General features: G+C 65.2%; 14 protein-coding genes. 11 read left to right on the top strand and 3 right to left on the bottom strand.

Annotated features, from left to right (window positions below; translation table 11 throughout):
• The first annotated feature begins 45 nt into the window (after positions 1 to 45).
• The 3 genes from rfaD to cysM all read left to right on the top strand — a co-directional run bounded on the left by rfaD (position 46) and on the right by cysM (position 2,568).
• Complete coding sequence (gene rfaD, locus CFB82_RS05575) at positions 46 to 1,038, top strand: ADP-glyceromanno-heptose 6-epimerase (RefSeq protein WP_089483552.1); 993 nt, start codon at positions 46 to 48, stop codon at positions 1,036 to 1,038.
• Between the two features lie 74 nt (positions 1,039 to 1,112).
• Complete coding sequence (locus tag CFB82_RS05580; RefSeq protein WP_069247437.1) at positions 1,113 to 1,454, top strand: ComEA family DNA-binding protein; 342 nt, start codon at positions 1,113 to 1,115, stop codon at positions 1,452 to 1,454.
• Positions 1,455 to 1,665: 211 nt separating this feature from the next.
• The gene (gene cysM / locus CFB82_RS05585) at positions 1,666 to 2,568 is read left to right on the top strand and encodes a cysteine synthase CysM (protein WP_069247438.1); all 903 of its coding nucleotides are present in this window, start codon (positions 1,666 to 1,668) and stop codon (positions 2,566 to 2,568) included.
• Between the two features lie 79 nt (positions 2,569 to 2,647).
• Here cysM and mltB read toward each other — a convergent pair whose 3' ends face one another.
• Positions 2,648 to 3,991 carry a lytic murein transglycosylase B gene (gene mltB / locus CFB82_RS05590; protein WP_089483553.1) on the bottom strand — a complete coding sequence of 448 codons (1,344 nt, stop codon included), beginning with the start codon at positions 3,989 to 3,991 and terminating at the stop codon, positions 2,648 to 2,650.
• 43 nt (positions 3,992 to 4,034) lie between these two features.
• Here mltB and CFB82_RS05595 point away from each other — a divergent pair, with 43 nt between their 5' ends.
• On the top strand, positions 4,035 to 4,958 hold the full coding sequence (locus CFB82_RS05595) for a histone deacetylase family protein (protein WP_069247440.1): 924 nt from the start codon (positions 4,035 to 4,037) through the stop codon (positions 4,956 to 4,958).
• 28 nt (positions 4,959 to 4,986) lie between these two features.
• Here CFB82_RS05595 and CFB82_RS05600 read toward each other — a convergent pair whose 3' ends face one another.
• The gene (locus CFB82_RS05600; protein ID WP_089483554.1) at positions 4,987 to 5,907 is read right to left on the bottom strand and encodes an alpha/beta hydrolase; all 921 of its coding nucleotides are present in this window, start codon (positions 5,905 to 5,907) and stop codon (positions 4,987 to 4,989) included.
• Positions 5,908 to 6,126: 219 nt separating this feature from the next.
• Between CFB82_RS05600 and CFB82_RS05605 the strand changes: the two genes are divergently transcribed.
• The 5 genes from CFB82_RS05605 (at position 6,127) to CFB82_RS05625 (ending at position 10,558) form a co-directional block, all read left to right on the top strand.
• The gene (locus tag CFB82_RS05605; RefSeq protein ID WP_046545198.1) at positions 6,127 to 7,161 is read left to right on the top strand and encodes a methionine ABC transporter ATP-binding protein; all 1,035 of its coding nucleotides are present in this window, start codon (positions 6,127 to 6,129) and stop codon (positions 7,159 to 7,161) included.
• Positions 7,151 to 7,804 carry a methionine ABC transporter permease gene (locus CFB82_RS05610; RefSeq protein WP_069249240.1) on the top strand — a complete coding sequence of 218 codons (654 nt, stop codon included), beginning with the start codon at positions 7,151 to 7,153 and terminating at the stop codon, positions 7,802 to 7,804. Before CFB82_RS05605 ends, CFB82_RS05610 begins: the two co-directional genes overlap by 11 nt.
• A gap of 29 nt (positions 7,805 to 7,833) precedes the next feature.
• Entirely contained in the window at positions 7,834 to 8,628 is a 795-nt protein-coding gene (locus tag CFB82_RS05615; RefSeq protein WP_089445174.1) for a MetQ/NlpA family ABC transporter substrate-binding protein, read from the top strand.
• A gap of 228 nt (positions 8,629 to 8,856) precedes the next feature.
• Positions 8,857 to 9,606: an electron transfer flavoprotein subunit beta/FixA family protein gene (locus CFB82_RS05620; RefSeq protein ID WP_011351349.1), complete on the top strand. Its 750-nt coding sequence runs from the start codon at positions 8,857 to 8,859 to the stop codon at positions 9,604 to 9,606.
• A 16-nt stretch (positions 9,607 to 9,622) separates the two neighbouring features.
• Positions 9,623 to 10,558 carry an electron transfer flavoprotein subunit alpha/FixB family protein gene (locus tag CFB82_RS05625; protein WP_089445175.1) on the top strand — a complete coding sequence of 312 codons (936 nt, stop codon included), beginning with the start codon at positions 9,623 to 9,625 and terminating at the stop codon, positions 10,556 to 10,558.
• A 276-nt stretch (positions 10,559 to 10,834) separates the two neighbouring features.
• Here the strand turns inward: CFB82_RS05625 and CFB82_RS05630 are convergent, their stop codons facing one another.
• Positions 10,835 to 12,121 (bottom strand): D-amino acid dehydrogenase, encoded by a 1,287-nt coding sequence (locus tag CFB82_RS05630; protein WP_089483555.1) that lies wholly within the window; start codon positions 12,119 to 12,121, stop codon positions 10,835 to 10,837.
• A 145-nt stretch (positions 12,122 to 12,266) separates the two neighbouring features.
• Here CFB82_RS05630 and CFB82_RS05635 point away from each other — a divergent pair, with 145 nt between their 5' ends.
• Together CFB82_RS05635 and CFB82_RS05640 are read left to right on the top strand one after the other, a co-directional pair.
• Entirely contained in the window at positions 12,267 to 12,755 is a 489-nt protein-coding gene (locus CFB82_RS05635) for an Lrp/AsnC ligand binding domain-containing protein (protein ID WP_011351353.1), read from the top strand.
• A 90-nt stretch (positions 12,756 to 12,845) separates the two neighbouring features.
• The gene (locus CFB82_RS05640; RefSeq protein WP_089483556.1) at positions 12,846 to 14,027 is read left to right on the top strand and encodes a PA0069 family radical SAM protein; all 1,182 of its coding nucleotides are present in this window, start codon (positions 12,846 to 12,848) and stop codon (positions 14,025 to 14,027) included.
• Positions 14,028 to 14,030 lie beyond the last annotated feature (3 nt).

The raw sequence follows: 14,030 nt of genomic DNA on the forward strand, positions 1-14,030 counted from the left end.
CGAGCGCGCCGCACGCATGGCTCGCACTTTTCAGGCAGGACGATCATGACCCTCATCGTCACCGGCGCAGCCGGTTTTATCGGCGCGAACATCGTCAAGGCGCTCAACGAGCGCGGCGAGTCGCGCATCATCGCGGTCGACAACCTGACGCGCGCGGACAAGTTCCGGAATCTCGTCGATTGCGAGATCGACGACTATCTGGACAAGACGGAATTCGTCGAACGTTTCGCACGCGGCGATTTCGGCAAGGTACGCGCGATATTCCACGAAGGCGCCTGTTCGGACACGATGGAAACCGACGGCCGCTACATGATGGACAACAACTTCCGCTACAGCCGCGCGGTGCTCGACGCCTGCCTCGCGCAGGGCACGCAGTTCCTGTACGCATCGTCGGCCGCGACCTACGGCGGATCGACGCGCTTCGTCGAGGAGCGCGAGGTCGAGGCGCCGCTGAACATCTACGGCTATTCGAAGTTCCTGTTCGACCAGGTGATCCGTCGCGTGCTGCCGACCGCGAAGAGCCAGATCGCCGGCTTCCGCTATTTCAACGTGTACGGCCCGCGCGAGACGCACAAGGGGCGCATGGCGTCGGTTGCGTTCCACAACTTCAACCAGTTCCGTGCGGAAGGCAAGGTGAAGCTGTTCGGCGAGTACAACGGCTATGCGCCGGGCGAGCAGACGCGCGACTTCGTGTCGGTCGAGGACGTGACGAAGGTGAACCTGTTCTTCTTCGATCATCCGGAGAAGTCGGGCATCTTCAACCTCGGCACGGGTCGTGCGCAGCCGTTCAACGATATCGCGTCGACGGTCGTGAACACGCTGCGTGCACTCGACAACCAGCCGCCGCTGACGCTCGCGCAGCAGGTCGAGCAAGGGCTGATCGAATACGTGCCGTTCCCCGATGCACTGCGCGGCAAGTACCAGTGCTTCACGCAGGCCGACCAGACGAAGCTGCGTGCGGCCGGTTACGACGCACCGTTCCTGACCGTGCAGGAAGGCGTCGACCGCTATGTGCGTTGGCTATCTGGCCAGGTTTAAGCGGAAGCGTTGAATCGATAGACTGGGTCTCACGGTCGGCAGCCGCCGGCCGTTTTTCATCGGAGATCCAGCACATGATCAGGAAATGGTTGGCCGCAGCGGCAATGCTCGGCACGATCGCGTCGGCCTGGGCGGCCGTTGACGTCAACACCGCGAACGAGGATGCACTCGTCGGCATCAAGGGCATCGGCCCGGCACGGGCGAAGGCGATCCTCGACGAACGCGGCGCACGCGGTCCGTTCAAGAATGCGGAAGATCTCGCATCGCGCGTGAAAGGCATGGGCGGCCATACCGTCGAGCGGCTTCAGCAGGAGGGCCTGACGGTCGGCGCGGCCGGCACGGGTGCCACGCTGCCGACACCGGGCAAGCCCCTCGGCAAGCCCGCGGCACCGCCTGCCCGCACGGCACAGAAGTAACGCGTCGCGCGCGACCGACAACGAGCTCCTTCAGTCGCCGTCGTTGCGACGGCTTCCCGCGGCATGCCGCGGGTTTTTTGCGTGGGCGCGGTGTATGCGGCGGAGCGTTGCACGGCACGCGTATTCCATCGTCGCAATGGGGTTGCCGGCGTGAGCAGCGGTGCTGGTTTACAATCGATCGATTGATCGGCCTCGTACTCACGGTATATCCATGGCTTACAAAACTATCGAAGACACGATCGGCAATACGCCGCTCGTCCAACTGGTCCGCTTGCCGGACGATGAAATTCGCGCGCGCAACAACGTGGTGCTCGCGAAGCTCGAAGGCAACAATCCGGCTGGTTCCGTGAAGGATCGTCCGGCGCTGTCGATGATCAGCAAGGCCGAGGCGCGCGGGCGCATCAAGCCGGGCGATACGCTGATCGAGGCGACGAGCGGCAACACGGGTATCGCACTTGCGATGGCAGCGGCGATCCGCGGCTACAAGATGGTGCTGATCATGCCGGAGGACCTGTCGGTCGAGCGCCGCCAGAGCATGGCCGCCTATGGCGCTGAAATCATCCTGACGCCGGTGAAGGGCGGGATGGAGCTGGCACGTGATCTCGCGGACCAGATGCAGCGCGAAGGCAAGGGCGTGATCCTCGATCAGTTCGCGAATCCCGACAATCCGATTGCGCACTACGAAGCGACGGGCCCGGAAATCTGGCGCGATACCGAAGGGCGCATCACGCACTTCGTGTCGGCTATGGGCACGACGGGCACGATCATGGGCACGTCGCAGTATCTGAAGGAACAGAATCCGGCGATCGAGATCGTCGGTGCGCAGCCGGAAGACGGTTCGCGCATTCCTGGCATCCGCAAGTGGCCGGAAGCGTACATGCCGACCATCTTCGATCGCAGCCGCGTCGACCGCGTCGAGAGCGTGAGCCAGGCCGCGGCGGAAACGATGGCGCGCCGGCTCGCGTCGGTCGAAGGCATCTTCGCCGGCATTTCGTCGGGCGGCGCATGTGAAGTCGCGATGCGTATCGCACGTCAGGTCGAGAATGCGACGATCGTGTTCATCATCTGCGATCGCGGCGACCGCTACCTGTCCACGGGCGTGTTTCCTGCCTGAACGCAGGCAGGTGCGCGCAGTGCGCGTGCGATAAAAAAAGCGCCGCTAGTGCGGCGCTTTTTCTTTGAGCGGCGGGTGCTTATTGCGACTCGGTGTCGACGGTGGCTGGCGGAAGTGCACCGCTCGCTTCCATCTGCGCCTTCACCGCCTCGCCAAGCTGGTACACGGTGAGCGCGTAGAAGAAGCTGCGGTTGTAGCGCGTCAGCACATAGAAATTCTTGAGACCGAGCATGTACTCGGTCGCACGCCCCGGCGACGGCAGGTCGACCACTGTTACAGGGGTGCCGCCTTCGGTCGTGATGTTGACGGTCGGCTCGTTCAGCGTCATGCCCGCGCGCAGCAGTTGCGACAACGCCCAGTGCGGTTCGGGCTGGCCGTCGGCGGCGGCCTGGGCGATCCCCAGGCTGCCCGTATCGGGCGTGATCTGCCAGACCACCGGGCGGTCGGTTTCCCAGCCGTGCTGCTTCAGGTAGTTCGCGACGCTGCCGATCGCATCGGCAGGACTGCTGCGCAGGTCGACATGGCCCGTGCCGTCGAAGTCGACCGCGTATTCGCGGATGCTGCTCGGCAGGAACTGAGGAATCCCGATCGCGCCCGTATACGAGCCGAGCACGGTGGTCGGGTCGAGCTGGTTGTCGCGCGTCCAGACCAGGAAATCCTCGAGGTTCTTGCGGAACGTCGCCTGGCGGCTGTCGCGATTCGGCGTATCCGGATAGTCAAACGAGAGCGTCGTCAGCGCGTCGAGCACGCGGAAATTGCCCATGTAGCGACCGTAGATCGTCTCGACGCCGATGATGCCGACGATCACCTCGGGCGGCACGCCGAACTGCTCGGACGCGCGCTGCAGCGTTGCCTGGTTCGCCTTCCAGAATTTCACGCCCGCGTTGATGCGGATCGGCTCGATGAAGCGCGAGCGATAGACGCGCCAGTTCTTGACCGTCGGCGACGGGGCCGGCTTCACGAGCTTGACGGCCGTCGCCGAATAGCTGACGCGCGAGAACAGCGCATGCAGGCTCGCGGAGTCGAAGCTGTTGCGGCTTACCATCTCGTCGATGAACGCATCGATCTTCGCGTTGTTCGCGTAACGCTGCGGAACAATTTCCTCTTCGAAGGTCTGGCCTGGCGGCGTCGGCTGCTGTGGCTGGGCCTGTGCGACGAGCTTGCCCGCGGACTTCGCGGGTTGCGTCTGCGCGCCGGCAGGCGCGGTGCCGAGGGCCGCGACCACAGCGGCCGCAACGAGCGGCACGCGAACACGGAACAGCGCGGAGAGAAGGGCGGCAGGCTTGCTGGAATTCATGTCGAAGCGGGCGGACAAGGCGATTGGGTTCGGCGCAGTATACCCGACGGATCCGGCGCGCCGGGGCGTGGCAGGCCCCCGTTGTGGTAAGTTAGCGGCGAATTCGCGGCAGACGATGGACATCATTGATGGAGACCTGCGGCGCACCGTGCGCCGCGGATGACAGCTTATGGCAACCGCTTTCTATACGCACCCCGACTGCATGCTGCACGAGATGGGGGAGTGGCATCCGGAATGCCCGGCCCGCCTGTCGGCGATCCAGGATCAGATGATCGCGAGCCGTATCGACGACCTGATCGTGCACGAAACCGCGCCGTTCGCGAGCGAGGTGGCGCTGGGCCGGGTGCATACGCAGGCGCACATCGACTACATCCGGAGCATGACGCCGGTTGACGGCCACGTGGAGATCGATCCCGATACGCTGATGAACCGCGATACTTGGCGCGCGGCGCTGCGCGCGGCCGGCGCCGCGATCGCGGCGACCGATGCGGTGATCGAAGGCCGCTATGCGAATGCGTTCTGCGGCGTGCGACCGCCCGGCCACCATGCGGAGCCCGCGCGCGCGATGGGCTTCTGCTTCTTCAACAACGTCGCGATCGCCGCGCGGCATGCGCTCGACGTACACGGTCTGGAGCGCGTCGCGATCATCGATTTCGACGTGCATCACGGCAACGGCACCGAGGCGGTGTTCGCGAATGACGAGCGCGTGCTGATGTGCAGCTTCTTCCAGCATCCGCTGTACCCGTTCTCGGGCGTCGATCACCAGGCGCCGAACATGGTCAACCTGCCGATGCCTGCGCGCAGCAACGGGATGGCGATCCGCGAGGCCGTCGACATGTTCTGGCTGCCGCGCCTCGATGCGTTCAAGCCGCAGATGCTGTTCGTGTCGGCGGGTTTCGATGCGCATCGCGAGGACGATATCGGCAACCTCGGCCTCGTCGAGGCCGACTTCGAATGGCTGACCGCGCAGATCGTCGACGTGGCGCGCCGGCATGCGCAGGGCCGCATCGTGAGCTGCCTCGAAGGCGGCTACAACCTGTCCGCACTCGGGCGCAGCGTCGTCGCGCACCTGCGCGTGCTGGCCGGTATCTGACAATCGATCGACCGGCCGTGCCGGACGCTCAGCGTGCCGGCACGCGCGCGTGAATCCACGCGATCAGCGCGTCGATCACGCGATCGCGTTCGAGATCGTTCATCGTTTCGTGAAAGCCGCCTTCGTATAGCGTCAGCGTGCGATCGGTCGAGCCGACGCGCGCGCCGAACGCCCGGCTGCCGTCGGGCTCGGTCAGCTTGTCCTCGGTGCCGTGATAGACGAGCACCGGAACACGGAGCCCACCGCGGCCGCTTTCGATGCGCGCCATCGCGTCGAGAATCTCCGCGCCGGTGCGCGCGGGCACCGCGCCGTGATGCACGAGCGGATCGGCACGATTGGCCGCGACGATGGCCGGATCGCGCGACAGCAGCGCCGCATCGATCCTGATGGCAGGGAAGGTCGGCCATACGCGGCTGATGACGCGGCTCACCGCGAGCATCCAGCGCGGCACGTCGCGCCCCGGCGCGAGCGCCGGGCTCGACAACACGAGGCCCGTCAGCGCGTGGCCGCGCGTCGGCGCGCGTTCGATCGCGTACAGCGCGGCGACCGCGCCGCCCATGCTGTGCCCCATCAGGAACAGCGGCGAATTGCCGCGCGCGGCTTCGGCGACAAGCGCATCCGCATCGTTCAGGTAGCCGTCGAAGCGTTCGACCCAGGCGCGCTTGCCGGGTGACTGGCCGTGTCCGCGCAGGTCGATCGCGAGCACGTCGATGCCGGCCGCATTCAGCCGGCCGGCGAGCGCGGCATAGCGGCCCGCGTGTTCGGCCAGACCGTGCACGAGCGCGATCGTCGCGCGCGGCGGCGCGGTGCCTTCGCCGGCGGGCCACCGGTACGACGCCAGTTCGAGCCCGTCCGCGGTACGCAGCCGGCCCATGGTCGGCGTGGGCGGCGACGAAGGCGCCGGTCCGGCGGTGGCGGGTGCGGCGGCCGGCGTAGTGGTGGCGGTCATCTGGCGTGTCCCCTGTCGGTTGGCATGTGTGTTCCGGATCATAGTCGCGGCACCGTCGCGGTGCGCCAGCGGTGCTCCTCTAATTTCGTGCGGTTATGAAAAGATCGAAATCGATTATTAAGGGGAATGAGGGGTTTGCGGTAAAATCGACGGTTATTCCAGATGCATCGGCGGCCGACTGGCGGGCCAACTCGCCAGCCGGGCCGCCGTTTTGTTTACATGATCGAATTACGCAATCTTTCGCAGCGATTTCCCGGGCCGGGTGGCTGGGTCGAGGCGCTGCGCAACATCAACCTGACGATCCCGCAGGGCGAGGTGTTCGGCATCATCGGCCGAAGCGGCGCCGGCAAGAGCACGCTCGTGCGCACCATCAACCTGCTCACGCGGCCGACCGAAGGCAATGTCGTCGTCGGCGGGCGTGATCTCACGCTGCTGCCGGCTGGCGCGCTGCGCGAGGCGCGCCGCGAGATCGGCATGATCTTCCAGCACTTCAACCTGCTGTCGTCGCGCACGGTGTTCGACAACGTCGCGCTGCCGCTCGAACTGGCCGGCGCAAGCCGCGCCGAGATCGAGGCCGCCGTGCTGCCGCTGCTCGACCTCGTCGGGCTGTCCGCGCAGAAGGATCGCTATCCGTCGCAGATCAGCGGCGGGCAGAAGCAGCGCGTCGGCATCGCCCGCGCGCTCGCGAGCCAGCCGAAGGTGCTGCTGTCGGACGAAGCGACGTCCGCGCTCGATCCCGAGACCACGCGTTCGATCCTCGACCTGCTGAAGCGCATCAACCGCGAACTCGGGCTGACGATCGTGCTGATCACGCACCAGATGGAAGTGATCAAGCAGGTGTGCGATCGCGTCGCGGTGCTCGATGCGGGGCGCGTGGTCGAGGAAGGCCGCGTGATCGACGTGTTCCTGCAGCCGCATCACGAAGTGACGCGCGCGCTGATCGGCGACGTGATCGCGCAGGAATTGCCGCCCGCGCTGAAGGTGCGCGTGGCCGAGCGGCTGAAGACGGGCAGCGGGCATTTGCTGCGGCTTGCGTTCACGGGCTCGGGTGTCGACCAGCCGATCCTGTCCGAGACGATCCGCCGGTACGAACTCGATTTCAACATCCTGCACGGCCAGATCGACGAGATCCAGGGGCAGGCATTCGGTTCGCTCGCGGTGCTCGCGGGCGGTGAGCCGGGCAAGGTCGGGCAGGCGCTCGCGTTCCTGCGCGAGCAAGGTGTGGTGGTAGAGGAGCTTTCGTATGTTGAGTGAGATGTTCGATATGTTCGTGCAGTCGTTCTGGGAGACGCTGATCATGGTCGGCATCTCCGGAGTGGTCGGCGCGCTCGTCGGCCTGCCGCTCGGCGTGCTGCTCTACCTGACCGACCGCCAGGGCGTGCTGCAGAACCTCGCGGTGAACCGCGTGCTCGGCGGCGTCGTGAATGCGGTCCGCTCGACACCGTTCATCATCCTGCTGGTCGCGGTGATTCCGTTTACGCGGCTCGTCACGGGGTCGTCGATCGGCACGGCCGCGGCGGTCGTGCCGCTGACGCTCGCGGCCGCGCCGTTCATCGCGCGTCTCGTCGAGACGGCGTTGCGCGAAGTCGACCGCGGGCTGATCGAGGCCGCCCAATCGATGGGCGCGACCACGTCGCAGATCGTCTTCAAGGTGCTGCTGCCCGAATCGCTGCCGGGCGTTGTCGCGGGCCTGACGATCACGTTCGTGTCGCTGGTCGGCTATTCGGCGATGGCGGGTGCGATCGGCGGTGGCGGCCTCGGCGATCTCGGGATCCGCTACGGCTACCAGCGCTATTTGCCCGAAGTGATGTGGACGGTGGTCGCGATCCTGATCGTGTTCGTGCAGATCGTGCAGTCGTTCGGCGACTGGCTCGTCCGCCGGCTGAGTCACAAGTAAAACAAGATTGATCCGTTAGGGGACACTCGATGCAACGACGCTTCATGCTGAAATTCGCGGCGGCACTGGGCGCGGCCGCGTTGTTCGCGGGCGCGCACGCGCAGGCCGAAACCATCAAGGTGGGCGTGACAGGCGGGCCACACGCGCAGATCATGGAGGCGGTGAAGAAGGTCGCGGCGAAGAGCGGCCTCGACATCCGCATCGTCGAATTCTCCGATTACGTGCAGCCGAACGCCGCGCTTGCGTCGGGCGACCTCGACGCGAACAGCTACCAGCACGATCCGTATCTGCAGGCGCAGGTGAAGGATCGCGGCTACAAGCTGGTCAAGGTCGCGGATACCGTCACGTTCCCGATGGGCATCTATTCGAAGCGCGTGAAGTCGCTGGCCGAGCTGAAGCCGGGCGCGCGCATCGCGGTCCCGAACGATCCGACCAACGGCGGCCGCGCGCTGCTGTTGCTGCAAAAGCAGGGCCTGCTGAAGCTGCGCGCGGACGCGGGGCTGAAGGCGACGCCGCTCGATATCGTCGACAATCCGCGCAAGCTGAAGATCGTCGAACTCGATGCGGCGCAGATTCCGCGCTCGCTCGGTGACGTCGACGCGGCCGCGATCAATACCAACTACGCGATGGAAGCGGGGTTGAAACCGAAACAGGACGCGATCGCGATCGAGGGTCCGAATGGCCCGTACGCGAACATCCTCGCGATCCGCGAGGCGGACCGGAGCAAGCCGTGGGTCGCGAAACTGGTCGCGGCCTACCATTCGGCCGAGGTGAAGCAGTTCATCGAAGGCAAGTTCGGCGGCGCGGTCATTGCTGCCTGGTAACAGGCGAAGCACGGGGCGCCCGGCGTGATTAGAGTCGATGATCGAAAACCCGGGCTTTGCGTCCGGGTTTTTTCTCTTTTAAAATAGAACGACCGTTCGCTATCATTGGCGCGTCGCCAAGAAGCGGTATCCTCGACAACCACGAAGGTTGGGTCCGCTTGGCCGCGCAGTCATGAGGCCTCGCTATAGAATGGCCTCTGGTCGTATTCGTAACTTTGGAGCGTGTGCATGAAAATCCTGGTGCCAGTGAAAAGAGTGGTCGATTACAACGTGAAGGTCCGCGTGAAGTCGGACAACACGGGTGTCGACATCGCGAACGTGAAGATGTCGATGAACCCGTTCGACGAAATCGCGGTTGAAGAAGCCGTGCGCCTGAAGGAAGCGGGCGTGGCGACCGAAGTGATCGCCGTGTCGGTGGGTGTCGCGCAAGCGCAGGAAACGCTGCGTACGGCGCTGGCGATCGGCGCGGATCGCGCGATCCTCGTCGAGTCGAACGACGGCGTCGAGCCGCTGGGTGTCGCGAAGATCCTGAAGGCGCTGGTCGACAAGGAACAGCCGCAACTGGTGATCCTCGGCAAGCAGGCGATCGACGACGATTCGAACCAGACGGGCCAGATGCTGGCTGCGCTGGCAGGCCTCCCGCAAGCGACGTTCGCATCGAAGGTCACGGTGGCCGACGGCAAGGCAACGGTCGCCCGCGAAGTCGACGGCGGCGCGGAAACGCTGTCGCTGTCGCTGCCGGCCGTGATCACGACCGACCTGCGCCTGAACGAGCCGCGTTACGTGACACTGCCGAACATCATGAAGGCGAAGAAGAAGCCGCTGGAAACGGTGAAGCCGGAAGACCTGGGTGTCGACGTCGCGCCGCGTCTGAAGACGCTGAAGGTGGTCGAGCCGCCGAAGCGCGCAGCCGGCGTGAAGGTGCCGGACGTGAAGACGCTGGTCGAGAAGCTGAAGACCGAAGCCAAGGTGCTGTAAGAGGGAGCGGAAAGAAATGACGATTCTGGTGATTGCAGAACACGACAACGCGTCGATCAAGGCCGCGACGTTGAACACGGTGGCGGCGGCAGCGAAGATCGGCGGCGACATTCATGTGCTGGTCGCGGGCCACAATGCGCAAGCGGCCGCGGACGCAGCAGCGAAGATCGCTGGTGTGTCGAAGGTCCTCCTGGCCGACGCGCCGCAACTCGAAGCGGGCCTCGCGGAAAACGTCGAAGCGACCGCGCTGAACATCGCGAAGGATTACTCGCATATCCTCGCGCCGGCTACCGCCTACGGCAAGAACATCGCGCCGCGTATCGCCGCGAAGCTGGACGTCGCGCAGATCTCGGACATCACGGCGGTCGATTCGGCCGACACGTTCGAACGCCCGATCTATGCAGGCAACGCGATCGCGACGGTGCAGTCGAGCGATCCGATCAAGGTCATCACGGTGCGTGCAACGGGTTTCGATCCGGTGGCAGCGGAAGGCGGCAGCGCGTCGGTCGAGAAGATCGAAGCGGCGGCGGACGCCGGCAAGTCGCAGTTCGTGAGCCGTGAAGTGACGAAGCTGGACCGTCCGGAACTGACGTCGGCAAGCATCATCGTGTCGGGCGGCCGTGGCCTCGGCAGCGGCGAGAACTACACGAAGGTGCTGGAGCCGCTGGCGGACAAGCTGAGCGCGGCACTGGGCGCATCGCGCGCGGCAGTCGACGCAGGTTACGTGCCGAACGACTACCAGGTCGGCCAGACCGGCAAGATCGTTGCACCGCAGCTGTACATCGCGGTCGGCATCTCGGGTGCAATTCAGCATCTGGCAGGCATGAAGGATTCGAAGGTGATCGTTGCGATCAACAAGGATCCGGAAGCGCCGATCTTCAGCGTGGCCGACTACGGCCTCGTCGGCGATCTGTTCGCGCTCGTGCCGGAACTCGTGACCGAACTCGGCTAAAGCCGTATGACGCTTCGGCGGTAAGCACACGAGAAGAGGGGCGCGACGAGCGCCCCTTTTTTTCGCCATCGACAGAAGAGAGAGGAGACGCGCCATGAGCTATCACGCCCCCGTCAAGGACATGCTGTTGTCGGCACGAAGGGCAACGAGGGCGTGCTCGCGTTGACGGAAGACCAGTTCTGACCGGCTGACGGTTCGATGAAATGAAAAAGGCGCCCCGAGGGGCGCCTTTCTTTTCGATGCCAGCCGGGCCCGCTTGGCTGCGGGCGGCGCGGCTTATGCGTATGCCGGGCGCGTCTGGCCGGCCACGTCCTTCAGGTAACGATGCACCGACAGGTCGTCGGCCTGGATCGCCGGCATCTTGCCCGAGATCAGGTCCGCGAGCAGCTGGCCCGAGCCGCACGACATCGTCCAGCCGAGCGTGCCGTGGCCGGTGTTCAGGAACAGGTTCGACACCGGCGTGCGGCCGACGATCGGCGTGCCGTCCGGCGTCATCGGGCGCAGGCCCGTCCAGAACGTTGCCTTCGACGTGTCGCCGCCGCCCGGGAACAGGTCGTTCACGCACATTTCAAGCGTTTCGCGGCGCGCGGCGCGCAGCTTCTTGTCGAAGCCGACGATTTCCGCCATGCCGCCGACGCGGATGCGCTGGTCGAAGCGCGTGATCGCGATCTTGTAGGTCTCGTCGAGCACGGTCGACACGGGCGCGGCCGCTTCGTTGACGATCGGCGCGGTGATCGAATAGCCCTTCAGCGGATAGACGGGGATCTTCATCAGGTTCGAGATGAAGCGGGTCGAGTACGAGCCGAGCGCGACGACGTACGCGTCCGCGCGCACCGTCTCGCTGCCGCACTGCACGCCGGCGATCTTGCCGCCCGCGATCGCGAGCGCATCGATCGGCGTGTTGTAGCGGAACTTCACGCCAAGCGATTCGGCGAGCGCGGCAAGGCGCGTCGTGAACAGCTGGCAGTCGCCCGTTTCGTCACCCGGCAGGCGCAGGCCGCCCGTCAGCTTGTGCGAGACGGCGGCAAGCGCCGGTTCGGCTTTCTTCAGGTCGGCCGGGGAAAGCAGTTCGAACGGCACGTTCGCTTCCTGCAGGACGGCGATGTCCTTCGCCGCGCCGTCGAGTTGCTGCTGCGTGCGGAACAGTTGCAGCGTGCCGCCCGTGCGGCCTTCGTACTGGATGCCGGTATCGGCGCGCAATGCCTGCAGGCAGTCGCGGCTGTATTCGGCGAGACGGACCATGCGGCCCTTGTTGACCGCGTAGCGCTCGGCCGTGCAGTTGCGCAGCATCTGATACATCCACTGGAGCTGGAAGCGCGTGCCGTCGAGGCGGATCGCGAGCGGCGCGTGCCTTTCGAACATCCACTTGACGGCCTTCAGCGGCACGCCGGGTGCGGCCCACGGCGCGGCATAGCCGGGGGAGATCTGGCCTGCGTTCGCGAAGCTCGTCTCGAGCGCCGGGCCGGCTTCCCGGTCGATCACCGTGACTTCATGGCCGGCGCGCGCGAGGTAATACGCGCTTGCCACGCCCACCACACCGCTGCCCAGAATGACGACTCGCATAGCTGCTCCAGATGGAAGGGACCAGATCGAGGCCGGGCGCACCTGCGTCTCCGTGTAACCTCTAGCTGATCTAGTTTTTTGCGCTATGGTATTGTCGAATGTGTAGGTTTTGTTATCGTATTTTTCAGGTTTTCAGCATAAACAAATGAGAACGCAACGTCAGCCCGTACGCTCGCTCGACAAGCTCGACCGACGCATCCTGAAACTGCTCCAGGACGACGGCCGGATGGCGATGAAAGACCTTGCGGAACAGGTTGGACTGACCGTGACGCCGTGTATCGAGCGCGTGCGGCGCATGGAGCGGGATGGCGTGATCACCGGTTATCACGCACGGGTCGACCCGCACCAGCTGGATGCCGCGCTGCTGGTGTTCGTCGAGATCACGCTCGGCCACAAGGGCGGCAACATGTTCGAGCAATTCCGCCGCGAAGTGATGAAGATCGACGAGGTGCTCGAGTGCCATCTCGTGTCCGGTGATTTCGACTACCTGATCAAGGCGCGGATCGGCGAGATGGCCGACTACCGGAAGCTGCTCGGCGACATCCTGCTGCAGCTGCCCGGCGCCGTGCAGTCGAAGAGCTATGTCGTGATGGAAGAAATCAAGGAGACGCTGACGATCGCGGTGGGCGACTGACGCGCCCGCGACGGGCCGTCGGGCCCTTTATCCCGCCCTTGGCATGCTGCACCCAATACTGTATAAATATACAGTATTGGGTGCAGGCGAATGGGTGGGCACATGGACGATCGATCCGACAACGAATTTCCGATAGCGCCGCCCGTGCCCCGCAAGGGGCGCGGCGCGGTTGACAACCTGCAGGGGCGATACGAGATCGCGCAGCGCGAAGCGGTCGACGACGGCTGGGCACACGAGTCGGACGATACCGATTTTCCCGCGCCGCTGCGCACGCAGGTCTTCGAGGAGCGTGCGAAGAGCATCCTGACGCACAACCAGTCGCCCGACATTCCATTCAGCGTATCGCTCAATCCGTATCGCGGCTGCGAGCACGGTTGCATCTATTGCTTCGCGCGGCCGACGCACAGTTATCTCGGCCTGTCGCCGGGGCTCGATTTCGAAAGCCGCATCTATGCGAAGGTCAATGCGGCCGAACTGCTCGAGCGCGAGATTTCACGCAAGCGCTACGTGCCGGAGCCGATCGCGCTCGGCGTCAACACCGACGCCTACCAGCCGGTCGAGCGCGACCTGCGCATCACGCGCAGCGTGATCCAGGTGATGCACGATCGCGGGTTGCCGTTCGCCGCGATCACGAAGTCGTCGCTGATCGAGCGCGATCTCGACCTGCTCGCGCCGATGGCTGAACGGGGGCAGGTGATGGCGGCGGTCACGATCACGACGCTCGATGCCGATCTCGCGCGCACGCTCGAGCCGCGCGCGGCAACGCCGGCGCGCCGGTTGCGTACGATTCGGGCGCTGAGCGAGGCGGGCGTGCCGGTCGGCGTGAGCATTGCCCCGATGATTCCGTTCGTCACCGAGCCCGACATGGAACGCGTGCTCGAGGCGTGCGCGGAAGCCGGCGCGACACATGCGAGCTACATCATCCTTAGGCTGCCGTGGGAAGTCGCGCCGCTGTTCAAGAACTGGCTTGCCGCACATTTCCCCGATCGCGCGGAGCGCGTGATGAACCGCGTGCGCGACATGCGCGGCGGGAAGGACTACGACTCGGATTTCTCGAAACGGATGAAGGGCGAGGGGATCTGGGCCGACCTGCTGCGGCAGCGTTTCCGCCAGGCCGTCAAGCGGCTCGGACTGAACGAGCGCACGAACGGGATTCTCGATCTGTCGCAGTTTCGTGGTGCGCCGGCCACCGCGGCGCCGCGCGTTGCCGTCCGTTCAGCCGCGACGCGGTCGACGCAGTCGCGTGACGACACGCAATTGAACCTGTTCTGACCG

Source organism: Burkholderia sp. HI2714 (assembly GCF_002223085.1).
Classification (GTDB): Bacteria; Pseudomonadota; Gammaproteobacteria; order Burkholderiales; family Burkholderiaceae; genus Burkholderia; species Burkholderia lata_D.